This is a genomic window from Paenibacillus sp. FSL K6-1122 (assembly GCF_037977015.1).
GTDB classification, from domain to species: domain Bacteria; phylum Bacillota; class Bacilli; order Paenibacillales; family Paenibacillaceae; genus Paenibacillus; species Paenibacillus amylolyticus.
This window is the reverse complement of the sequence record NZ_CP150272.1, coordinates 5,976,514-5,998,736: the sequence shown is the minus strand read 5'-3', so window position 1 is coordinate 5,998,736 and position 22,223 is coordinate 5,976,514. Positions and strand designations below refer to the sequence as shown.

Here is a 22,223-nt window from a genome sequence, read left to right as displayed (position 1 = left end):
TGGAGAGAACTTATGACACCGTGGGAACCTACCGAGACGGGGGCAGATTTGGTCCGTATGCCGCAAGATGAAGAACGCGAGCTGATCGAGATTGAGTTGCTGTTGGAAGGCATGCACCGTTTATATGGATATGATTTTAGAAACTATGCACTGCCATCCCTGAAACGAAGAATCTGGCATCATGCACATGCTGAAGGTGTTAAGAGCATATCCGGCTTGCAGGAGCGTGTTCTTCATGACCGTTCCGCGTTTGAACGTTTTGTACAGAACTTATCCATCCCTGTAACGGAAATGTTTCGAGATCCTTCGCTTTTCCGAATGTTTCGGGAACAGATTATTCCTATCCTGAGAACCTACCCGTATATCCGAATATGGCATGCGGGATGTTCTACAGGAGAGGAAGTTTATTCCATGGCCATCATGTTGCATGAGGAAGGACTGTATGACAAGGCAAGAATCTACGCAACGGATATGAATGATCGCTCTTTGCAACAGGCCAAAGAAGGCGTATATGGTATTGAGAAAATGAAACTATTTACTACAAATTATTTGGAGGCAGGGGGTACCAGAGCCTTCTCCGAGTACTATACAGCGAAATACAATTCGGTGATATTTCATCCTTTTCTAAGGAAGAACATCATTTTCGCCGAGCACAACCTGGCAACAGACCGGTCATTTAACGAGTTTAATGTTATCTTTTGCCGTAATGTCATGATTTATTTTAATGATGAACTGCGGAACCATGTGCATGGGCTGTTTCATGAGAGCTTGAGCCACTTTGGTATTCTGGTTCTGGGGTCGAAAGAATCGATACATTTTACAGAGTTCAGTGATACCTATGAGCCGTTAGACCGGACCGAAAAAATATACCGGAAGATCAAATAGGGGGTTAGGGGTAGCCATGGGGCTCAATGAACCAATCCACATATTATTGGTAGATGACCGCCCTGAGAACTTGCTTGCTCTTGAAGCAGTTCTGGAATCGGAACAATATAAACTCGTTAAGGCAACTTCCGGAGAAGAGGCACTCCGCTGTCTGCTAAAAGACGAATTTGCGGTTATCGTTCTCGATGTGCAGATGCCTGGAATGGACGGAATTGAGACAGCAAAGTTAATTAAGGCACGGGACAAGTCCAAGGATGTGCCGATTATATTCATCTCTGCCAATAGCAGAGAAGCGGAGCACTTGTTTGCCGGATATTCAGCCGGGGCCATTGATTACATGGTTAAGCCATTTATTCCTCAGATTTTGAAATCCAAAATCGAGGGCTTTGTGGAGATGTTTATCACCAATAAACGTTTGAAGACACAGACCATGCTTCTTCACCAGAAGACACAGGAACTGGAGAAGATGAACCAACAACTCATTCAGGCCAAGGAAGAAGCAGAAATTGCAGCCAATGCAAAGACAGAGTTCCTGGCAATGATGAGTCATGAGATTCGTACACCGATGAACGGAGTTATCGGTATGGTTGATCTGCTGATGGAGACGGAACTGAGGGAAGATCAGAAGGAATATGCAGACATCGTTCGTCGCAGTGCAGATGCACTCGTCACGGTTATCAATGACATTCTTGATTTTACCAAGATGGAATCCGGCAAAATGGAACTGGAAGAGCATCCTTTTGAGATTGTCTCCTGTATTCGGGAAGTGTTGGGATTGTTTGCTGCAGAAGCAGGCAAAAAGAATCTGGAACTGGATTATTTCCTGGAAGATTCTGTGCCTGAATTAATCTATGGAGATATGGCAAGGCTCCGTCAGGTTCTCTTGAATCTTATTGCCAATGCGATCAAATTTACCGATCAGGGTGGAGTTTATCTGATCGTGTCAGTTAAGGAAGAAGAGGATGGAGAAATGGCATTGGAGTTTGCCGTTAAAGACACCGGGATAGGTATCGCTTCAGACAAAGTTGATCGCCTGTTCCAGCCGTTTTCCCAGCTGGATACATCCATGACACGTAAATACGGTGGAACTGGCTTAGGACTGGCAATATGCAAGACTCTGGTTGAAATGATGGGTGGACAGATCTATCTGGATACAACAGAGCAACGGGGAGCAACGTTTGTATTTACAATTCAGGCGAAACGTTATGTAGAAACTGAACTGGTCCAGGGGAACGGGGAAGAGAAACCAACGGATGTGAAAAATGAGAATAAATATCCTACGGTATTAATTGTGGATGATCATCCGATCAACCAGAAGTTGATGGCGATTATGCTTGGTAAGCTGGGGTTGCTCTCAGACATTGCTGAAGATGGACAGAGCGCACTCGATATGGTAAACGGCAGCCGTTATCCCTATGACTATGTGTTTATGGATCTGCAGATGCCTGTGATGGACGGTTTGGAATGTACACGGCGGATTCGAGAGAGTCTGTCCCAGTCTAATCAGCCAATCATTATAGCCATGACTGCTAACGTGATGGAAGGTATTCAGCAACGCTGTATTGCTGCCGGCATGGATGATTATATTAGTAAACCGGTGAAAATGGGCAATGTAAAACAGAAAATAGCCCAGTTTCAGAAACAACGACAAATGTTAGACCCAGGCCCTTCAGCCATGAATCAGGCCAATTGAAACATTTTCCAAACTTCTTTCTGATTCACTCGTGCTGAAGTTGGGTTATTAGGTAAGGAAACCATTGATCAGGAGAGAGATGTCTAATGAATACAAATAAAAATGAAAAATTCAATGCAAGAACTGAAACTCAGGACGGCGTGTGTACGGTGTATCTGACTGGCGAACTGGATTTGTCGGTTGCTCCTGACTTCCGCTTGGTGATGGAGCCGCTCGTGGATAACAAGGAACAGGATCTTGTGATTAACATGAAAGAATTGAAGTATATCGATAGTACAGGGATTGGTATCCTGTTATCTGTTCTGAAGGCCAGACATGGAATGGAAGCTCGCTTTGAAGTACAGGAAGTTCCTGCGCAGATTCAGAAACTTTTTGACATGACGGGCATCGCCAAATTCTTTGTCACACAGAAGAATTCCCAATAGGAAAGGATCGAAAAAGGAATGAATGCAGAAGTTCAAAGAGTCACCCTTAATTTACCTGCGACAGCTGATTACGTTGATATTGTAAGACTCAATCTCTATGGAGTAGCATCCAAAATGGGATTTTCCTACGAAGACATTGAGGATATGAAAGTTGCTGTATCCGAGGCCTGTAACAACTCTGTATTGTATGCCTACTCACACGAAGGCGGCATGGTTGAAGTTGTATTCGAAGTGGATGGCGAAACATTGTCCATTATTGTCAAGGACGAAGGTGCCAGCTTCGAGAACATGAACCCTGCTGTGTCACGTGCCGGTCTACACGACAAAGAACTGACGGAAGCACAGATTGGCGGACTTGGGTTCTACCTGATGCAAGCCTTGATGGATGATGTCAGTGTGGAAAGTGAGACGGGCAAAGGTACGAAAGTAGTACTCGTAAAACGTCTTGCAAGAAGTGAGGAGAAAGTATGAATGAAAAAGTGACTCCCCCAGAGTCCATGTCTGAAGCTATAGGTTTGATCTGGGAATACCAGCAGACCCTAGATAATGAAATTGCAACAGTTCTCATCCGTAAATATGAACCAATGGTCAAGATGGCAGCAGGTAAAATCGCTCGGAATCGCCCCGATCTATACGAAGACTTGTATCAGACCGGGCAGATGGCTTTGATTCGTTTGCTTAAGCAATACGATATCAACCTAGGTATTCCGTTTGAACCTTATGCCATGAAGAGCATGATCGGTCATATGAAGAACTACTTGCGTGATAAATCCTGGTATATTCAGGTGCCCCGGAGGATTAAGGAAAAGGGAGCCCTTGTGCAACATGCCATCGATGAGTTAACCGTTAAGCTGGAGCGCTCACCCGGTGTGAACGAAATTGCTGAATACCTTGATCTGACTGCAGAAGAGACAATTGAAGTTCTGGCTGGTCGGGAATGTTACCACTATGTATCACTGGATTCTCCTTTATCTCAGGATGACAGTGCAGCAACATTGGGAGAACTGATCAGTGCAGATGTGAATGACTATGATTCGGTCGAAAAACGGATGGACTTGCAACAGGCATTGGGACAATTGAAGGAACAAGAACAGCAGGTACTTATTCTAGCATTCCAGGATGGCCAATCTCAGCGGGCAATTGCCCAGAAGCTTGGTGTTTCACAGATGAGTGTATCTCGGATTCAGAAGCGAGCTACAGAGAAACTGAAACAGATCATGTCTAATGCTTCAATGTTATGAAAAATGGAACCCTAATGTTGTTGAGTACGGCATAAAGAAGGACACGTCAATGCGCTGAAATGCATACGTGTCCTTTTTGGGATCAAAAAGATGGGTATGCAATGAAGAACATGAGTGCAGGAGTGGATATTGTGATTGTGAACCAAATCAAGTTGGAAGCTCGCCGCGACAAGTTATCTTGCTCGGGCCATTGGCAATGGTGGGATTGGGTTGCGCCTGACACCGATAGCATGAACGATGCGTTGGGGGAGCTGACAGAGGCGTTTCCGGATATGCGGTATTGGCTTCATAAGATTCCGGAAGTGGAATCGAATTATTTGTCCGTCCGTTTCGTGAATGGTACAGAACCAGTCATATTTGGTTCATTGTTGTATGCAGTCAAGAATGAGAGAGATGACAAACGTCAAGATAATCAGATGTTTTTCTATGTCGATCGCAATAACCTGGTTACCTTGAATATGGATGACAATACACGAGGCATTATGAAGACGGATGAACGTGCCCATATGTTACAGCAATGTAGTGAAGCCAGGGACGGGATGTTTGTACTTTTTCGAGCTATACTGCATTACTACCATGTGGGGATGGATCATTTTGAGATGAACCTGCGTGATCTGGAACGGAAGATGGAATCCCGCAATGCCCGAACTTTAATGGACCAGATTTTGGCCGCCCGATTTGAACTGTTATACTGGAGCAATCTGTTTATCCCCTATTCGGAACTGATGGCTGCTGCCCATGAGGCTTATCTCAGTGAAATCAACGAAAATCGATATTTCCAGCAGCTCCAACATCGAGTAGAGCGAATGGAACGTTTGTTTAGTCACTACGAGAAAGAGATCGATACGTTAATCTCCATTGATAATGCGATCTCCGGTGTACGTGGCAATGAGATCATGAAGACGCTGACCATTGTTACTGCTGTGTTCATACCTGCCACGGCAGCTGGCGCGATATGGGGGATGAACTTTGAGAACCTGCCCTTTATCGACAAATCATGGGGAGTTGTACTGGTCCTTGTTGTCATTATCTTAAGCATGATCAGCATGTATGTATGGCTGATGATGAAAGGCTGGACAGGAGATCTGCTCAAAGTGAAATCCTCACAGCCTTCAGCTGAAGAGACAGAGAAAAAAGGAGCAACGGAAAAACGTAAGGGATAGCCTACTGTTGGTTAGTCCTCTTAGTTTTTGTAATCTTCAATATAACCAAGCAAGTCAGCGATATATTGGCCCACAATTGGCATATTCACGAATTGGCTGAGAATGAATGCCAGCAAACCGAGAACAACAAAGGTACCCACAGTCAGACCGAGACCTCGTGCCATGCCCGCTGTAAAATTGGTAATAATCCGCTTTTTGGGACTGCTGTAATTCTCAATAATATCCTTGATCTGTGCTCTCTCCAGACTGTCCGCAATCTGGTCCAGACGGGTGTTCAATCGCTTTACCTCATGACGCAATTCAAAAGGGTGCTCGCTTGTATCATACTGCTGTGCCGGTGTTCCTCCCGTAATTGGAGTATTACCGTTGATTGTAACTTTACTCATATTATTTGTCCTCCTCAACTCTCATTGGATAAAAAATAGCCAGCTGGAGTGCAGCTGGCTATTAGTCACTCGATCTGTATCGCCTTACAGGCTAGTCGAGTTAAGTTCTTTACGTGCATCTTCCTTCGCTTCAACGGAAGCGGCAGCCACTTCATCAGATGCACGGGATGCTTCGTTAGCCACATCAGCGGACGCTTTTCTCACAGAGTCCATTACATCATTGCGGCCTTGATTTACCGTTTTTGCAATGTCGGAAGTTTTGGAAGAGACCGTTTTAGCCAGTTCAGAGGCTTTGTCACCTACAACAGTTGCCACTTCTTTGGTGCGGTCAGTAACGATGCCCACTTTCTCGGAAAGGTCACCACGCAATTCACGTCCCGGTTTAGGCGCAAAGAGTAGTGCTGCTGCAGCTCCCAGCAAACCCCCGATGAAAATACCTTTTGCGAAAGTCGAACCCGTCTGTACAGGATATTGCTCTTCTGCTTTATTCATGTCTAATCACTCCTTCTTCAATTTAAGAAACAAATACGAAACAACGAACACCTTGTTGCCCGAATCAGGCAGCCTGTCTTAGCAGTCTGGACACAAGCCCCAGCAAGAAAACAAAGAGCGCTGTACCAATGATGGCAGGGATAATGGCAAAGTTACCGATAACTGGTCCCCAGTTACCAAGCAAGAGTGCTCCCAGCCAGGCTCCGGCAAATCCGGCAATCATTGCACCGATTATGCCTCCAGGCATGTTGTGACCGGCAAGTGCATCTCCGATCAAACCGATGATGACAGCCATCACAATGCTGATAATGATGCCCCACATAACAACCGCCTCCTTTAAACTTGATGTAGGATGTTGTCTGTTCGCGTTTGCTTACTTCGTATATAAACCCCGTGCAACCCTGTGAAACAATAAAGATGAGGATGAATGAACTGGAAATCAGAGGAATTGATTCTTTAGTGGCTTTGTTTAATGCCTTTAACCATGCAGAAGATCCATGCCAATCCAGCAGTAAATCCAGTAAATACATCTGTAGGATAATGAACGCCCAACATGATCCGGCTGAGGCCAATCAAGAAAATAAAACTAATACCACATAGAACAGGAAGCCACACACCGGAAGAGTTATGTCGCTGTCGTTCAATGGCCCAGATTACAAAGAGCATGCCGTAAAAGCCCATGGAGATCATGGCATGTCCGCTTGGAAAGCTGTACCCGTGAACGACCAGCAGATGATCCAGTTCAGGTCTGCTTCGTCTGAAAAATTCCTTCAATAAGGTGTTCAGAATCCACATCATGGCAAAACTTCCCGTGAGCGCATATCCATATACAACAAACCTTGGACTGCGTTGAATGAAGAAAAGAAGAGCAAAACCTCCTGCAGCCACAGCAGAGATTTTGAATGAGCCCAGTGCGGTTATGAATGCAGTGTAAGGGAATAGATGAAGACGTGAATCTGAATTCAGATAAAATAATTGCTGAATTTGATCATCCAGACGAATAATAACATCAGCACCCAACCAGGCACCCAGACCTGCCAGGATAAATACGACCGATGCGCTGAGGGCCAGACCAGCCAACCCCCAGTTGAAGAGTGGACGTAATAACGTACCGGAATTTGAACTGAATGAGGCTGGTGAATACGTTTTGCGCGGCATAATGAGTTTCTCCTTCAGTTATTGTAGTAGATGAACATAGATGATAAAGCTATACCCGAAACGCCTGTCGAAAAAACTGTAAAAACGTCGATTTTGTACTATACTATTTAAGATATCCCATGCGGCGTCGTGACGCAAAGCAGAGATGAAATCGGGAGCACAAAGGAGAGAACTCGCATGGAGAGTGCCTTGTTAATTAAAGAATACCGTGCAGGCGTTATGGAATGCGCCCATTACGGACACATAAGTATTACGGATGAGTATGGCCGAATCGTATACTCGGCTGGTGACCCTCATTTTAGAGCGTTCACTCGCTCATCTGCCAAACCTTTTCAAGCCATTCCAGGTATTCGGGCAGGAATTGCCAGTCACTATGGCCTATCAGCACAGGAGATTGCCATCATGTCCTCTTCGCATCGTTCGGAACCGGAACACATTCGGGTGCTGGAGCAGTTATCCGGTAAAATTGGATTGGGAGAAGAATGCCTGATCTGTGCACCAAGCTATCCGCTTAATGAAGAAAGCCGTAATCAATGGTTACGTGCACAAGGAGAGAAACGACGCATCTTGCACAACTGCTCCGGAAAACATCTGGGAATTCTGGGGTACAGTCAGATGAAGCAGGTTGATCTGGGCAGTTACGCTGAACCGGAACATCCGGTACAACGAGAAATTCTTGAAACCTTTGCCGACCTGGCAGGTATTGAGGAAAAAGAGATTAAGCTTGGGACGGATGGCTGCGGCTTTCCGGTATTTTCTTTGCCGTTGTCGGCATTGTCGAACGCTTATCTGAAGCTCGCTTGTCCGGATCTTATCGCTGATCCTTCCACAAGAACAGCTGTAGAGACCATAACATCAGCTATGAATGAACATCCGTTGATGGTAGGTGGCACGGAGCGTGTAGATTCAGTGCTGCTGGAAGACAATAACATTGTAGCGAAGGGTGGATTCAAGGGGGTATTCGGTTTTGGCCTGAAAAAAGAAAGACTGGGAATCACCTTCAAGGTGCTTGATGGTTCCGAGGAAGAGTGGGCTTTCATCACTCAATCCATCCTAAGACAGATTGGTTATTCCAATGAGAGAACCATTGCACGATTGGCTGAAGTGTTCCCTTCGGACATCCGAAATGATGCGGGTACCCTTGTAGGTCATGCAGATAGTGAGTTCATTCTTCACTCACTTGAAGATAGCGTATAACCTTAAGAAGGGGCGTGATTAGAGTTGCCGGACCCCGGGTAAAGATGACATACCAACTGGTATTCATCTATACAATTCATATACACGCATGGACTGCCGCGGTAATGTGGCAGCTCTAAACCCTTGGAGGTGGATGAACATGATTAAAGTGGTGACATCGGAAGAAAGGCACACGTCGGATCGAGGTTGGATACACAGTGAATTCAGCTTTTCCTTTGCGGATTATGATGATCCAAGCAATGCCCATTTTGGCTGTCTGTTGGCTCATAATGAAAACACGCTGATGCCGCAAGAAGGCTTTAAGAAACATCCACATCATGATCTTGAACTCGTCAGTTATGTCATATCAGGTACACTCAAACATACGGATAGTATGGGAACAGAACAATTGCTTGAACCGGGAACGGTCCAGGTGATGAGTGCGGGTACGGGAGTGGAACACTCCGAGACCAATCCGTCAGCGGATGAACCGGTACGTTTCCTCCAGATGTGGTTTTTGCCATCGGAGCGTATGCTGAAACCTTCCTATACGAATCGGAGAATAGAGCCGCAGGAGCATTTGAATCGTCTATGTCCGATTGTATCCGGGCAAGGGGGCGAGGGAAGCGAAGGCGCATTGCCTATTTCCCAGGATGTAACCTGTTATCTGTCCCATTTGGAGTCCGGGAAAAAGTTGATGTACCCGCAACACGAAGATCGACGGACACATCTTTTCCTGATCAGTGGACATGTGGAGATTCATTGTTCGGATGGTAACTTCAACCTCAAGCCGGGGGATGCCGCACGAATTCGCAAAAGCTGTGATCTGCAAATCACGAGTACAGACAGTGAACCTGCCGAATTTGTTTTGGTTGACCTGCCTTAAGGATAAACATGCGAAAAAGGACCTGTTCCCACGGTGATGTGGAAAACAGGTCCTTTTTTGGCTTAAGATTTACGAAGATTACCCAGTTCCGAAGCGACAGCTTCCACTTCAGAGATACTGAGATGTTCCTTGCTCAAAATCATTTCATACAGGTCAAACAGATCTTCATATTTCTCAAGTGGGAATGAAGAAGCTTGCATGGCGGCACCGCTTGCCATACGAAGTTTGGTTTTGATCGCTTCAATCATATATTCCATATTGGCTGCTGTTGCTTGTGTTAAATCCATCGTTAAGTTCATCCCTTCCGTATCGGAAACTCTTGTTATTGTATCATGATTGGAAGCGCTCAGGCTAATGCTTTTGCGAGGAAACCAAGCATCGGTTACAATGATGGATACAACAACAGGATTTAACGGAAACCTGAGTGCACTGGAGGGAATACAGCTTGGCAGCGTATAAGCGAGAAATGGTTCGCCATCAAGGAAGGGAAGTCCGCAAAGGCGTGCCTGCAGAGAATCTGGTCTTATTTTTCAAAAACATCGTTCAACTTCATTCTCCAGCTGAAATCACGTTTGTCTGCATCGGTACTGATCGTTCCACCGGGGATGCTCTGGGTCCACTGACAGGAAGTTTACTGCAAGAGAGCGGAATGGAGAACGTGATTGGCACGCTGTCTTCCCCTTGTGATGCAGATACGCTGGAAAAGAAATTGGCACTTATTCCTGCACACCATGCCATCATAGCGATTGATGCATGTCTGGGTCCAAAGCAGGCGGTAGGTACATACTATCTCTCGAATAACCCACTCATTCCGGCCCAATCGGTCGGAGGCAAGCTACCCCCTGTTGGACAATACAGTGTAGCAGCTGTGGTTAATGCGAATGGACCAAGGCCCTATTCCATTTTGCAGATGACCTCGCTTCACTTGGTCATGGGGATGTCCCGAACGATTGCAGACGCCGCAATTGAAGCATGGAAATGTAGACAAACGTTTCATTCATGATATGTAGGCTTAATAATATACAACCTGAATTATTTAATTCGCGCAGAGAGAGGGATTCATATGGAAAAAGTGATGTGTGATGGAACGACGATTTGTTATGCCGAACAAGGTAAGGGAGAAGCACTCATTTTGCTCCACGGATACTGTGGCAGTTCATCGTATTGGGATGAGGTCGTACCTGAACTGGCACGCAGTTATCGCTGTATCGTACCTGATCTGCGTGGACACGGAAAAACAGATGCACCTGTAGGAAGTTATACCATCGAACAGATGGGCAACGATGTATTACAGTTGATGGATGAGTTGAATGTGGAAAAAGCGGTCCTTCTGGGACACTCGATGGGGGGATACATTGCGCTCTCGATTGCACAACGTCACCCGGAGCGTTTGAATGCATTTGGTCTGATTCATTCGACAGCCTATCCGGACAGTGAAGAAGCCAAGGAAAAACGCCTGCGCGCTGTATCCACCATTCAGACCGAAGGTATCGTGAATTTTGTAGATGGACTGGTTCCCGGACTGTTTGCACCGGAACATGTGGAATCGCTATCTAAGCATGTAACACGTGTGAAGGAAATTGGATACCAGACTGCTCCTCAAGGTGCTGTTGGTGCTGCACTTGCTATGCGAGAACGCCCGGATCGCCGCGATGTGTTATCGGCTACACCTTTACCTGTATTGCTGGTTGCGGGAGAGAAGGATGCGGTTATCCCGCCAGAACGCACATTTACAAGTGACAAGCCACATATCGTGCAAGCCGTGATTGCGGGTGCAGGTCATATGAGCATGTATGAAGCTCCTGAAGAATTAATTCAGGTCATTAAACAATTTATGGCTGGATTATCGAAGTAATTGATGAAGTGATTTATGTTGATATAATTAGAATATAGTTTGGTTCCTGGATGATTCAACCTCTTGTGGAGGAGGAGTACCCAGTTCCATTTCAACCGAGCCCCTGCCACGTCCCTTTGGGATAGGCAGGGGTTTAGTGTGTTCATGGCCAGAGCAAAGACACGTGTGTCTTGTTTTTGGCTTTTTGTCATGGCATGAATTAAAATAAATATAAAGGAACGATATGAGAACGATTGAATGTATAGGGTCGAATGATGAGGGGGCATACAGCATGTTCAGAAAAGATTATCTGCTCCGCATGATGGAGGAAATGACTGAAGCAATAGGCAAAGTGTTCACGCTCAAACAGCAGCGTAAGCACACCGAGGCATTGTCTGAACTGGATGAGTTGATGCGCAGGCAGTTTGGGTTGAACTTATCTTTACTGAACTCATTGCCAGCAGAGGATGTTATTGAAATGTTCCGTTTTCGCGGAATAATTGAGGTAGATAATCTGCAGCAAGCCGCGAGGCTGATTGAAGAAGAGGCTTACATCTATCAAGAGAAGGCCAAAGTGGAAGGCATCGATGATCAGGAGAGAATGGACGCAGAGGATGACGCCCTCATTCGATTGATGAGATCACTTCATTTTTACCTGTATGCATTGAATCATGGCGCTAATCCCAAGTTGTTGGACGCACCGGAACGGGTGGAGGGTGTGTTGGGGCTTACGAAAGAATATGAACTCCCTGCTCGAACCGAAAGACAGCTTGCCCTTTATCGTGAACAACAAGGGCGTTATGACCAGGCAGAGAACAGTTGGTACAGGCTGCTACAGCTTGGTGCTGAATTCCCGGTGAGCTACCGAGATGATGTACAGGCGTTCTATGAAAGGTTGAGCCCACTCACGGATGAACAACTGGAGCAGGGCGGTCTGCCACGGAACGAAGTTGAAGAGGGACTAGCTGAACTAAGTCGTCAAGAGATGAACTCATAAAATATGGATTGGATCAAGGCCTGTTACATGCCTTTACTTGGAGAGGGAACGGAATTGTGGTATGGTAACGGTTGACCAAACCAAATCGAAAGTGAGATGTACCCCGTGGATTCATTGCGAAAGCTTATACAAGACATCTTTGAACAGAATTCGCTGATTACAGCGACCTGGAGCCAGCTGCGCAGACGGGACAATGTCTCGTATACCAAAGTGCAAGTCAAGCCGGTGACACTGAAGAATCAGCTGCATTATCAATTTGCATTTCATTATAACAACAAAGTGCTGCACGAGAATTTGACTCCGGCTGAAGCGGCTGAGCGCATGACTTTGTTATGCGAAGAGACGTTTCGTCAAGGGCTGCTCTGTACGACCGAGGCAGACTATCAAATTTTGATCAGCAAAAAATATAAAGTATCCATTCTGACCAAATCTGCTTCCAAAACTGCGGTGGATCTGTCGCATAATCGCAAGAAGCAATATGTATTAGAAGAAGGCGTACCCGTATCGTTCCTCGTTGAACTTGGTATTATGAACGAAGAAGGTCGTGTGCTGGCCCGCAAGTATGACAAGTTCAGACAGATCAACCGTTTCCTCGAAATGGTGCAGGATGTCATACCACATCTGCCGGAAGGACGTCCACTGACCATCGTTGACTTTGGTTGTGGCAAGTCTTATCTGACATTTGCGTTATATCATTATCTGTCTGTACAACAACGGCGTTCACTCAAGATTATTGGGTTGGACTTGAAGGCAGATGTAATTGAACACTGTAATGATCTGGCTAATCGATTGCATTATGGCGATCTGAAGTTTCTGGTTGGAGACATCGCGGACTACGATGAATTGAATGAAGTGGATATGGTTGTCACGCTGCATGCCTGTGATACAGCTACCGATGCTGCTTTGGAGAAGGCAGTTCGTTGGGGGGCTTCTGTTATTCTGTCTGTTCCTTGCTGTCAGCATGAACTGTTTGACCAAGTAGAGGCTTCCGTGATGAATCCGTTGTTGTCCCATGGCATCCTCAAGGAACGTTTTTCCGCACTGGCTACGGATGGGATTCGTGCCAAGTTGCTTGATCTGATGGGATACAAGACACAATTGCTTGAATTCATCGATATGGAGAATACGCCTAAAAACATATTGATTCGTGCTGTTCGCGGTCAGGCTGGCGAAGTGACGGAGATGTGGAATGAATATACGGCTTTCCGTGATTTCATTCATGCTGATCCATATTTGGAGCGGGCTTGTGCCGATTTGCTTCCTGGCGATGGCAAGCAGGCCGATGGGAAATCAAATTCGAGCAAAGAAACCGTTCAAGATTCCGCAAATTGCGACCTTTGCTGAGTGTGCCAACGCCAATCCAGGGACATACTGCAATTAGGGTCCCTGAATGTAAAATGATATTCAATGCACATACTGCGTAGCAAGCAACATCATAACTGTCAGATGTATATCAGGCAGAAGGACCCGTTATCGGGATCTTCTGTCTTTTTGTTATGCATATGGAGCGGTGGAAGGAAGGAGGGTGTATAAGGATGAAGAATAGGACAATGCATAAGGGAGTTGTAAAGTATAGACGAGGGTATGCGGCGAATGAGGAAATGATGGAACAGGCGTTTGAACGGTCTCACCACGCAAATGGTACAGAATATGTAGATAACAGGGACTTATGTAATGGGGACAGTAAGGGTAGTAAAGACAGTACATATAATAGGGAAGATACATATAACAAAGATGGTACGTATAAAAAAGATGATAAAAATAATTCAAATGGAGCTATTCAGACCGATGCGTCAGGGCGTTTTTCTCAAAGTTTGAGGTGTAAACGTTATTCAGGATGGGGTTGGACTGTTGGGGTAGGCATACTCTCCATTGTCTTGCTGCTTGCAGGATGTCTGAGTCGAGGGCTGTACTATTCAGCGGATCTGTACCCTGTCCTTTTGATCGCAGGAGGAAGCATATTGATTATGTTTTTGTTTTTCCTTGTAGGTATTCGTCCGCAGAAGGCGAGTGAACGAATACCCATGTCATTGGGACAGGGTCGGGGGAGACTCCAACGAATCGTTGAGAAAATTTTTCGATTTCCAGGAATGTGGCGGGTATTATGGCCGCTGGGGATGATGACATGTTTTGGGCTACATGCATGGGTAGGCTCAGTGAGTAAACAGGGCAGCATGGATGAGATGCTGCGGTGGAGCCTGCTTGCGATGTTTACGCTGCTCACTGCAATACTGGCTGCGCGCACGAATGGTGCGCGTTGGTTAGCCTGCGGTTGGCAGATGGCAGGCGGCTTACTTGTGCTAAGCGGCATCTTTGCCGTGTGCGGGATATTGCCGCTGCCCTTCGGGGTGATGCGGACTGCTGACCCCGAGATCAGTTCCGCCGGAGCAAGGCTCGGCGGACTATTGCAGTACCCGAATGCGTACGGTGCCGTTGTTGGCATGTACGCATTGGAGCGGCTGACAGCCACCGCGCGAGTCATAGCCCGGCCTGTACCGGCCGGGCGACTCATCGCGGCAGTGATGCCGCTCATGCCTGCGCAAGCCGCGCTCCTGCTGAGCGAGTCGCGCGGCGCTTGGCTGGCGACCGGCTGCGCCGCGGTCGCCGCCTTTGCTTTGCAGCGGCGCGGTGCCCGCCTGCCGCTGCTACTGGCCATGGCCGCGCCACTGGCGTGCGCGGCCTGGCTGTACCGCCAGCTGGCTGCTGCCCAGCTGGCGCCTGCACCCGTGCCCGGCCTGCTGGCACTGGCCGGGGCATGGGCAGCTGCGCTGCTCGGCACGCTGCTGCTGTGCCGTCTATGGCACAGCGGCGCCGCCAAGGCTCCGCGCGCCGCTGCTCTGACGGCCATTGTGCTGGCGGGAGCCGCCGCTGCACTGATGGCCGTGGCCTCCACCGCCGATCGCCTCGCGGCGGGTGTCGGCACTGGGATGTCCCGCCTACAGATGTGGCGGGACGCCCTCCAGCTGTGGACCGAGGCCGCATGGCTCGGCCACGGTGGGGATACATGGCGCAACATGTTCCGCGCCATTCAATCCTCGCCTTATGTTGGAGGCGAGGTCCACAACGGCCTGCTCGATCTCGCCCTGGACACGGGCATGATCGGCATCCTGCTTGTCGCAGGGTGGTTTCTCCTCACCCTGCGAAGCATCTTTTATTTTGCACCGCAGCTCATGCCATCCGTGCTTGTTTTTGGCCTGCATGGGGTGATGGACTTTGACTGGAGCTTTACATTATTTTGGATGCTCTTCATCTGGCTCGGTGCTTGGGCAGTCGCATTGAAGACGGAAACAGAGGGGGGCCAGCGATCCGGCGTAACTGTGAAATACACTCCTGTCAGATCCAAATCGGGATCTAAATTGAGATCTAAAACCAGATCTCTTTTCTTGCGATATTTATCAACCCAATCCCACCCATCAGCTGTCCCGATGCGTTCCTTCTTTCATATTTTTCAGCGAGTAACTGCTCGGCTAATAAGGGTATCCACAGTGATGATCATCCTTTTCTGGATTGGTGGAACAGTCTGGCTGACCTCTCGATATGCCGTAGCAGAAGTGCAGTACCGTCAGGCGATGTCTGAACCGGATGGCACTCCAGCGCAGAAGGTGCATCTTATGGCTGCTCTTCAGTCTAACCCGAATCGAGCGGATATCGTGATATCCTTTGCGCGAACGCTCCCGGTACGAGAAGCAGAAACACTCCTTTTAAACAGCTTGTCCCATTCCCCGATGCACCCTCAGATTTACATCGAACTGGGACGATTGGCAGCCCAATTCGACGAAGGACAGCAAGCTGGAGAATATTTTGAACAAGCGATCGCATTGAATCGGTATGATGGCATTGGCCAATCCACGGCTTTGTATTGGATGGAGCAGGCAACGCGGCGGGAATGGAAGGCAGGATTCACGGATCGAGCCCGACAGACTGCCGCCGCTGGTGTACAGATGTATGAACGGTATCAACTGTTGGCTGAGGAAGTGGAAGCAGGAAACGTTCGCAATGATCGTCGTTTTGTACTGGAAGAACATGCTCCAGGCTATGGAGAGAACCTGCGCAGGCTTGCTTCGGGTTCTTCTCCTCCGTTTACTCCAGAGTTGACTAAGCGGAGCCCTTGAATCACTGCTGGATCTTGACGCTAACCCAAGCGAAATGATGATGGATGTCAACGTCTAAAAATTCTGGGAGTCCAAGCTGGCTGCTCCTCGCGGATGGGTATGCGATTTTCTAAGGAACACAGGACGTCTTATTTGGCCTTTAGCTCCTCCTTTTAAATTGTAAGGAACATCAGACACGTTATTTCCGGAAATTCCCTAACAAAAACCCTATAAAAGTCCAAAAATTCCGATATAACGTGTCTCAGATTCCTTAGATTTCTAAGAGTGCTTCAAATCCTCGAATAAGACGCCTAAGATTCGTTACCGCTCATGGGCTTGAACTTGAGTATGAGTATGAGCATGAGCATGAGCATGAAAATATACTCTCAGCTTATGTTCATGCTCCCCATGGTGGTCGGCTCCATGCTCTGCTCGATCCGTAAGCCAGAGGACGACCCTGAATTCCGCCCAGAGCGAAGCTTTACATCATAAGTGAGCAATTCGCATTTATGTTGTCTCTATCGCTTGCTCGTACGTGAAGGGAGGCACTAACATCACACGTTTAAGGACACAGTGCCCGTGCCTGTTCCTAACATGTTCAGATTCGCTTCAGCTTTGCTGCGTCTTTCAGTAGGTTTGAAGACACAGCTATCTGCCTCATTCCTCCATATCTACAGACGATAACCGCCAAATGCATGCTGAAACGCATCTTTTAATGGTTCAACATCTACTTCCCACATCGCTGCGATCTCTGCACTGACATCCTTGTTCCACCACTCACATAATTTCTTGCGGTTGTCGCGATTCTCCCCAATCCAGAGCAGATTTGTGATCACCTTACCGTAATAATATTCTTCCGCCTGCTTCATCCGTTCGGGAGAGACATATACTTTTAGTCTTTTGGCTGTCCGGTACAATTCCTTGCTGCATGCCCTGCGAATTCCTCTGGCGGAAGGAAGGTTTTGACCAGATTGCGTATGTTTGACCGGCGGAGAACCGGGTATTGACTTGTGTGACATCTTCTCACGCTCCTCTCCCCATACCATATGCGGACTGCTGCGAACGGGACACTATCCCAACCTCGTGAAGTAGCAACGTCCACAGCCCTGTGATAAAATAGGGACGAACATCCATGGTGCGGAGGGGCACCGCCAATCAGGATGGAGAAAGAGGGTTGAGATGGACGCTATTCATAACCTTGTTGGCCAATTGTTCGATTGGATTCAAAGTCTTGGGTACTTTGGAATCATGCTTGGATTAATGTTGGAAGTTATCCCAAGCGAAATTGTGCTGGCGTATGGAGGTTTTCTCGTTTCACAAGGTAATATCAACTTCTTCGGTGCTATGATTTTTGGTACGGTGGGCGGTGTGATTGCCCAGTTATTTATTTACTGGATTGGCCGTTATGGCGGCAGACCTGTGCTTGAACGCTACGGTAAATACATACTCATCCAGAAAAAACACATCGACCATTCCGAGGAGTGGTTCCGCAAGTATGGTACAGGTGTCATTTTCACGGCTCGTTTTGTTCCGGTGGTAAGACATGCAATCTCCATCCCGGCTGGCATCACGAAAATGCACACAGGCAAATTCATCTTGCTTACTACACTCGCTGTTATACCTTGGACTGCATTGTTTATATATTTAGGGATGATTCTTGGAGATCAATGGAAGCATATTGATGAGAAAGCGGCACCATATGTTATGCCTATTTTGCTTGTCGCTCTCGCCCTTATGATCGTTTATGTACTTATTAAATGGATGAATGTTCGTAAAAAGAAAGGAAGTGTCTAGTCATGGGTAAACCCAACTTGTCTCACAAATTCGGTAAAGGTCTTCCACCGAAAGATTTTATCGAGAGTATGACCAAGAACCAAAGTGAATTCCAGGCCAACTATGATAGCTTTACTTGGTCGAACGAAGAGGATCGTGAGTTCTTTGAGAGCCTGAACCATCGCGATGATCTGCGTGTGTTAATTCTGGCTGCTGACTGGTGCGGGGATGTTGTCCGTAATATTCCGGTTGTGTTCCAGGCGCTTGAAATCTCAGGAATCCCCACTGAAGTTCTGATCATGGAGAACCATCCGGAAGTGATGGATGAGTTCCTGACGATGGGTGGCCGTTCCGTGCCAGTCGTTATTTTTGCAGATACAGGTGGTCATGTGTTAGGTCAGTGGGGACCTCGTCCGCAGCATGTACAGGAAGTCATGATTGAATTCAAACGCCTTAATCCAGATCGTGAAGCAGCAGATTATCAAGAAAATTTGGCTGTAGCACGTCAAGAGATTGGTAAACGTTATGGGGAAGGAACGGAGTCACATGCGGCCATTATCCGTGAGCTGCGTGAACTGATTTCGGGTTACTAAGCCGATATGCTTAACATTCGTACGTTTACACTAGGCCCGCTTCAGACCAATGCGTATCTCTTACAAGGAGATGATCCGGGTAAAGCCGTCATTATCGATCCAGGCATGAATCCAGGGCCGCTGCTTAAGGCGATCCAAGACTTGGAGATTGAAGCGATTCTCCTCACTCATGCTCACTTTGATCATATGGGCGGGGTAGATGAGATCCGTAAATTGAAGGGATGTCCCGTTTATCTTCATGACTTGGAGAGTGACTGGCTCACCACCCCGAAATTAAATGGATCTTTGAATTGGCCGCAGGCGACACCACCGCTTTCGACAGATCCTGCTGAATATGCCATGGACGAAGGGCAGAAGCTGAATCTGATTGGGCATACGTTTAAAGTGTTCCATACACCTGGACATTCCCCAGGCAGTGTAAGTTTGCTTTGTGATAACGACCTGTTTGCCGGTGATGTGCTGTTCCGCATGGGTGTGGGCAGAACGGACCTGACAGGAGGGCGTGAACGGGATCTGATTGATTCAATCCAGAACAAGCTTTACACCTTTGCTGATGAAGTGAAAGTATATCCAGGTCATGGTCCCAAAACGACCATTGGTTATGAGAAACAGAACAATCCTTACGTGTCCGCAAGATAATCCGACATGATATGTGAAGAAAGTCTGGACAAGTGACAACTTTTTCATTAGAATAGCAATTAGTTGTTACAAGCGTTAAGGCATCATCTAACTGAAGCATTACCAAGAAACACCCAACCTCGCGAAGCACGCAGACTGTGGTCTATACCCGGTTTGCGTTCTTTTTTTGTTTTCAGCCCCTTTTTATCACAGAATTAGCCTTTTTTACGCTACATAGAGATGCAAGATGCGCTTCATCACAAGCCAGTTTTAGACCAATAGCAAGTTAGCAGCAAGTACAGATTGTTTAAAGCGATGAATTTAAGAAATAGTAGATCATGAGAGTGGGGAATATCAAAGTGGAGAAAACAAGAGTTATTCCGTTGAATCAGCGTGTCGAGTATCCGATCATTGAAGAAAACCGTCGCATATTGGAAAGTGGGAAAAGAGAAACAGGTACTGAGCGAGCTTTAATACATAACCCTAGCGTGGCCAATGAAGTGGTGAAGTCTCAGCAGAATATATGGGCAAGCCGTGTTTTAAGAAACGGAGCCCGCAACCAACCGTGGTTCGACAAGCTGCAAGATTACCGGAATCAAGTCTGATTGCCCGGGAAATTGTCGGGTTTGATTTTTTTTGATTTCATTGAACGTTTTTGCAGAGCCTGTCGTATTAACTCCAGATTGAACGGGAAGCAGGTGATTTCATGATAGAGGCAGCTGAGCTGGAAGAGGTACGCAGAGCAGTATCGGGAGACGATAGCGCACTCGCAGCGTTGTTGCAACGTCACTACACGTTTGTGTATAAGTATCTTGTCAAAGTGACGATGGACGCTAACCTCGCAGAAGAGACGGTGCAGGATACGATGATTCGTTGTATGGAAAATATCCATCGATATGATGGCACGTCTGCCTTTTCATCATGGATGATCACCATTGCGACTCGCATCTATATCGATAAGACAAGACGTAAGAAGAGAGAACAGAACTGGCTTTCTCTCATTCGGGATCAGGCTGTACGTCGATTCCGCTGGCAGCTTGAGACTCGGAATGAAGAATGGACAGATGTCATGGATGCGATGACAAGACTGACACCCGAACATCGTGTAGCAGTGCTACTGAAGCATTATTATGGATACGGATATGACGAGATCGGGGAAATGCTGGGTATTCCTGCGGGAACGGTGAAGTCACGCACAGCTTATGGTCTCCGTCAGTTAAGAAAGGAGCTGGAGTAAGGATGAGCAGATCAGATGATGCACAAGAACAAGAAGTTGTAGAACGATTGCAGCAACACATGAAAGTGCTGGATGATGCATTTGAGCCGACAAGCATTCCTTCTTTGGGTGCACTTGAAGCCCAAGTCAGGGAACGGAGACAGATTAGACGTCGAGCCAATTGGATTGAGATGATATGTTTTTGGTTGGTTGGATTGCTTGCCATTACCTTTAGTGCATTATTTTTCGTATCTGCTCCAGCTCTATATCTGGGAATTCAGGCTCTTGGTACAGCTGTTGCGGTGATTTTGGTTGTAATCTGGGCCGGATGGCGCCGGAAGGAGGTTCATCATGAATAAAATGCATTATTCATTGGATGAGATTTCTCCACTGTGGCTTACATTGCTTGGCATTTTTCTTCTGGTTCAGGGCACATGGATTTTTCAGGACGCACGCAGACGTGGACGTTTCCCTTGGTTATGGGGATTATGGGGCATCACAGGATTTCCTACGCCGCTCATCATATATTGGTTTGTCGTGATTCGATCACAGCGCAAGCCAGGTGTACGGAATCAGAAATAACATCATTTTAAAAATGGAAAAAAGATTTTGCACAAATATGTTGTTTAATTCTAGTATTCCTAGACATCGTTATTCTTTTCTAGTAGACTATACAAATAAATATTAATGATAGACTACCAGGAGGTTAGACGATGCTGCGATTAGGAGAGAAGGTTGTCATCGTCGCGGATGCGTTTGAGCAGAATCTTCCTGTGGGGGAATATGGTTTCATCATCGCTTATGACCGGAATCCGGACAATGCGTTCGATTACGTGCTTCGAGTGCCGCAGGTAAACCGGAACTTTTTTGTTCCATCCGGCGACGTCGATCTGGAAGAGGTTCTGCTGAAGCAGGAAGCTGAGCGGGTCGAGCGAGAAGCGTTGATAGATTACGCCCTTGCGACACACAATGAGAAGCTGTTTCATCATCTGATGAACGGAGATTTTCAAGCTGTGGAAGAGGAAGAGGAAACCGCGAACGATGTTATGTCACAGGCGGATTTTATAAAGCAGGTTAATCTGCGTGCATGGATTTAGAATTTTAAGAGTCGGCTGATGCCGGCTCTTTTTTATTTTATAAGTTTGATTTTAGCTTCCCGGAAGCCTGTCAGGTCATTTGCATTGAATTGTCGAACTATCTCACCTATAATGAAAAAAGTTATCTTGAGACTTTAGCCCGTTAAACGAGCGATTCGTTTCAGGTCGTTTCGGGAATCAGAACGAATGAAGGAGGCATCCGCTAATGAGTATTTCGAATAATGACGTTCAGCATGTGGCCAAGCTGGCCCGGCTCAACTTGACTGCTGAAGAAGAACAGACCCTGACAGGTCAGCTGAACGCGATTTTAAAATATGCAGAAAAGCTGAATGAGCTGGATACAGAAGACATCGAGCCCACCACTCACGTTCTGCACGTAAGCAATGTTATGCGTGAAGATGAGACCAAAGAAAGCCTGTCGATTGAACAGGTGATGCGCAATGCACCGGAAGAAGAAGACGGGCAGTTTAAAGTGCCTGCAGTAATGGAATAACGGATA

At 46.9% G+C, this 22,223-nt stretch carries 28 protein-coding genes; 22 read left to right on the top strand and 6 right to left on the bottom strand.

What is annotated here, in order from left to right:
- Positions 1 to 12: 12 nt before the first annotated feature.
- The 6 genes from NSQ20_RS27000 to NSQ20_RS26975 all read left to right on the top strand — a co-directional run bounded on the left by NSQ20_RS27000 (position 13) and on the right by NSQ20_RS26975 (position 5,407).
- A complete protein-coding gene (locus NSQ20_RS27000) occupies positions 13 to 885 on the top strand; it encodes a protein-glutamate O-methyltransferase CheR (RefSeq protein WP_036606984.1) in 873 nt (290 codons plus the stop codon).
- A gap of 16 nt (positions 886 to 901) precedes the next feature.
- The gene (locus tag NSQ20_RS26995) at positions 902 to 2,578 is read left to right on the top strand and encodes a response regulator (RefSeq protein WP_036668004.1); all 1,677 of its coding nucleotides are present in this window, start codon (positions 902 to 904) and stop codon (positions 2,576 to 2,578) included.
- A gap of 86 nt (positions 2,579 to 2,664) precedes the next feature.
- Positions 2,665 to 3,003 carry an STAS domain-containing protein gene (locus NSQ20_RS26990; RefSeq protein WP_036606989.1) on the top strand — a complete coding sequence of 113 codons (339 nt, stop codon included), beginning with the start codon at positions 2,665 to 2,667 and terminating at the stop codon, positions 3,001 to 3,003.
- 18 nt (positions 3,004 to 3,021) lie between these two features.
- The gene (gene rsbW / locus NSQ20_RS26985) at positions 3,022 to 3,474 is read left to right on the top strand and encodes an anti-sigma B factor RsbW (protein WP_036606993.1); all 453 of its coding nucleotides are present in this window, start codon (positions 3,022 to 3,024) and stop codon (positions 3,472 to 3,474) included.
- Entirely contained in the window at positions 3,471 to 4,244 is a 774-nt protein-coding gene (locus tag NSQ20_RS26980; protein ID WP_036606995.1) for a sigma-70 family RNA polymerase sigma factor, read from the top strand. Before rsbW ends, NSQ20_RS26980 begins: the two co-directional genes overlap by 4 nt.
- Before the next feature lie 110 nt (positions 4,245 to 4,354).
- Positions 4,355 to 5,407: a magnesium transporter CorA family protein gene (locus tag NSQ20_RS26975; RefSeq protein ID WP_081745867.1), complete on the top strand. Its 1,053-nt coding sequence runs from the start codon at positions 4,355 to 4,357 to the stop codon at positions 5,405 to 5,407.
- Positions 5,408 to 5,427: 20 nt separating this feature from the next.
- Here the strand turns inward: NSQ20_RS26975 and NSQ20_RS26970 are convergent, their stop codons facing one another.
- From NSQ20_RS26970 to NSQ20_RS26955, 4 genes are all read right to left on the bottom strand, one after another.
- Entirely contained in the window at positions 5,428 to 5,793 is a 366-nt protein-coding gene (locus NSQ20_RS26970; RefSeq protein WP_017692276.1) for a DUF5665 domain-containing protein, read from the bottom strand.
- Between the two features lie 84 nt (positions 5,794 to 5,877).
- Entirely contained in the window at positions 5,878 to 6,285 is a 408-nt protein-coding gene (locus NSQ20_RS26965) for a YtxH domain-containing protein (protein ID WP_036606997.1), read from the bottom strand.
- A gap of 64 nt (positions 6,286 to 6,349) precedes the next feature.
- Positions 6,350 to 6,607, bottom strand: coding sequence for a GlsB/YeaQ/YmgE family stress response membrane protein (locus tag NSQ20_RS26960; RefSeq protein WP_017692278.1), 258 nt, complete (start codon positions 6,605 to 6,607; stop codon positions 6,350 to 6,352).
- Between the two features lie 134 nt (positions 6,608 to 6,741).
- Positions 6,742 to 7,443: a phosphatase PAP2 family protein gene (locus tag NSQ20_RS26955; protein WP_051449537.1), complete on the bottom strand. Its 702-nt coding sequence runs from the start codon at positions 7,441 to 7,443 to the stop codon at positions 6,742 to 6,744.
- A gap of 177 nt (positions 7,444 to 7,620) precedes the next feature.
- On the opposite strand from NSQ20_RS26955, the gene NSQ20_RS26950 reads away from it, so the two are divergent.
- Both NSQ20_RS26950 and NSQ20_RS26945 read left to right on the top strand, forming a co-directional pair.
- Positions 7,621 to 8,640 (top strand): asparaginase, encoded by a 1,020-nt coding sequence (locus tag NSQ20_RS26950; protein WP_036668003.1) that lies wholly within the window; start codon positions 7,621 to 7,623, stop codon positions 8,638 to 8,640.
- Positions 8,641 to 8,779: 139 nt separating this feature from the next.
- Positions 8,780 to 9,505 (top strand): pirin family protein, encoded by a 726-nt coding sequence (locus NSQ20_RS26945; RefSeq protein ID WP_036607001.1) that lies wholly within the window; start codon positions 8,780 to 8,782, stop codon positions 9,503 to 9,505.
- Positions 9,506 to 9,567: 62 nt separating this feature from the next.
- On the opposite strand, the gene NSQ20_RS26940 is transcribed toward NSQ20_RS26945, so the two are convergent.
- Positions 9,568 to 9,792, bottom strand: a complete 225-nt coding sequence (locus tag NSQ20_RS26940) for a DUF1128 domain-containing protein (RefSeq protein ID WP_017692283.1) — start codon at positions 9,790 to 9,792, stop codon at positions 9,568 to 9,570.
- Between the two features lie 158 nt (positions 9,793 to 9,950).
- Here NSQ20_RS26940 and yyaC point away from each other — a divergent pair, with 158 nt between their 5' ends.
- The 5 genes from yyaC (at position 9,951) to NSQ20_RS26915 (ending at position 16,448) form a co-directional block, all read left to right on the top strand.
- Positions 9,951 to 10,508: a spore protease YyaC gene (gene yyaC / locus NSQ20_RS26935; RefSeq protein ID WP_081745863.1), complete on the top strand. Its 558-nt coding sequence runs from the start codon at positions 9,951 to 9,953 to the stop codon at positions 10,506 to 10,508.
- Between the two features lie 60 nt (positions 10,509 to 10,568).
- Positions 10,569 to 11,360: an alpha/beta hydrolase gene (locus NSQ20_RS26930; RefSeq protein WP_036607004.1), complete on the top strand. Its 792-nt coding sequence runs from the start codon at positions 10,569 to 10,571 to the stop codon at positions 11,358 to 11,360.
- A 271-nt stretch (positions 11,361 to 11,631) separates the two neighbouring features.
- Positions 11,632 to 12,336 carry a DUF6483 family protein gene (locus NSQ20_RS26925; protein ID WP_076253599.1) on the top strand — a complete coding sequence of 235 codons (705 nt, stop codon included), beginning with the start codon at positions 11,632 to 11,634 and terminating at the stop codon, positions 12,334 to 12,336.
- Positions 12,337 to 12,432: 96 nt separating this feature from the next.
- Positions 12,433 to 13,680 (top strand): SAM-dependent methyltransferase, encoded by a 1,248-nt coding sequence (locus NSQ20_RS26920; RefSeq protein WP_047841566.1) that lies wholly within the window; start codon positions 12,433 to 12,435, stop codon positions 13,678 to 13,680.
- A gap of 191 nt (positions 13,681 to 13,871) precedes the next feature.
- Positions 13,872 to 16,448, top strand: coding sequence for an O-antigen ligase family protein (locus NSQ20_RS26915; protein ID WP_340018522.1), 2,577 nt, complete (start codon positions 13,872 to 13,874; stop codon positions 16,446 to 16,448).
- Between the two features lie 650 nt (positions 16,449 to 17,098).
- On the opposite strand, the gene NSQ20_RS26910 is transcribed toward NSQ20_RS26915, so the two are convergent.
- Positions 17,099 to 17,446, bottom strand: coding sequence for a hypothetical protein (locus NSQ20_RS26910; RefSeq protein WP_036607010.1), 348 nt, complete (start codon positions 17,444 to 17,446; stop codon positions 17,099 to 17,101).
- Between the two features lie 160 nt (positions 17,447 to 17,606).
- On the opposite strand from NSQ20_RS26910, the gene NSQ20_RS26905 reads away from it, so the two are divergent.
- The 9 genes from NSQ20_RS26905 (at position 17,607) to gatC (ending at position 22,217) form a co-directional block, all read left to right on the top strand.
- Positions 17,607 to 18,221: a DedA family protein gene (locus tag NSQ20_RS26905; RefSeq protein WP_340018521.1), complete on the top strand. Its 615-nt coding sequence runs from the start codon at positions 17,607 to 17,609 to the stop codon at positions 18,219 to 18,221.
- A 2-nt stretch (positions 18,222 to 18,223) separates the two neighbouring features.
- Positions 18,224 to 18,793, top strand: coding sequence for a thioredoxin family protein (locus NSQ20_RS26900; RefSeq protein ID WP_017692292.1), 570 nt, complete (start codon positions 18,224 to 18,226; stop codon positions 18,791 to 18,793).
- Positions 18,794 to 18,799: 6 nt separating this feature from the next.
- Positions 18,800 to 19,432 (top strand): MBL fold metallo-hydrolase, encoded by a 633-nt coding sequence (locus NSQ20_RS26895; RefSeq protein WP_036607016.1) that lies wholly within the window; start codon positions 18,800 to 18,802, stop codon positions 19,430 to 19,432.
- 338 nt (positions 19,433 to 19,770) lie between these two features.
- A complete protein-coding gene (locus NSQ20_RS26890; RefSeq protein ID WP_162158954.1) occupies positions 19,771 to 20,016 on the top strand; it encodes a hypothetical protein in 246 nt (81 codons plus the stop codon).
- A gap of 101 nt (positions 20,017 to 20,117) precedes the next feature.
- A complete protein-coding gene (gene sigY / locus NSQ20_RS26885) occupies positions 20,118 to 20,648 on the top strand; it encodes an RNA polymerase sigma factor SigY (RefSeq protein WP_036607020.1) in 531 nt (176 codons plus the stop codon).
- Positions 20,649 to 20,650: 2 nt separating this feature from the next.
- The gene (locus tag NSQ20_RS26880) at positions 20,651 to 20,986 is read left to right on the top strand and encodes a YxlC family protein (protein WP_036607022.1); all 336 of its coding nucleotides are present in this window, start codon (positions 20,651 to 20,653) and stop codon (positions 20,984 to 20,986) included.
- Complete coding sequence (locus NSQ20_RS26875) at positions 20,979 to 21,209, top strand: hypothetical protein (protein ID WP_179088694.1); 231 nt, start codon at positions 20,979 to 20,981, stop codon at positions 21,207 to 21,209. The genes NSQ20_RS26880 and NSQ20_RS26875 overlap by 8 nt, the downstream gene beginning before the upstream one ends.
- Before the next feature lie 131 nt (positions 21,210 to 21,340).
- Positions 21,341 to 21,724 carry a hypothetical protein gene (locus tag NSQ20_RS26870; protein WP_024631336.1) on the top strand — a complete coding sequence of 128 codons (384 nt, stop codon included), beginning with the start codon at positions 21,341 to 21,343 and terminating at the stop codon, positions 21,722 to 21,724.
- 205 nt (positions 21,725 to 21,929) lie between these two features.
- Entirely contained in the window at positions 21,930 to 22,217 is a 288-nt protein-coding gene (gene gatC, locus NSQ20_RS26865) for an Asp-tRNA(Asn)/Glu-tRNA(Gln) amidotransferase subunit GatC (protein ID WP_036607033.1), read from the top strand.
- The last annotated feature ends 6 nt before the right edge of the window (positions 22,218 to 22,223 follow it).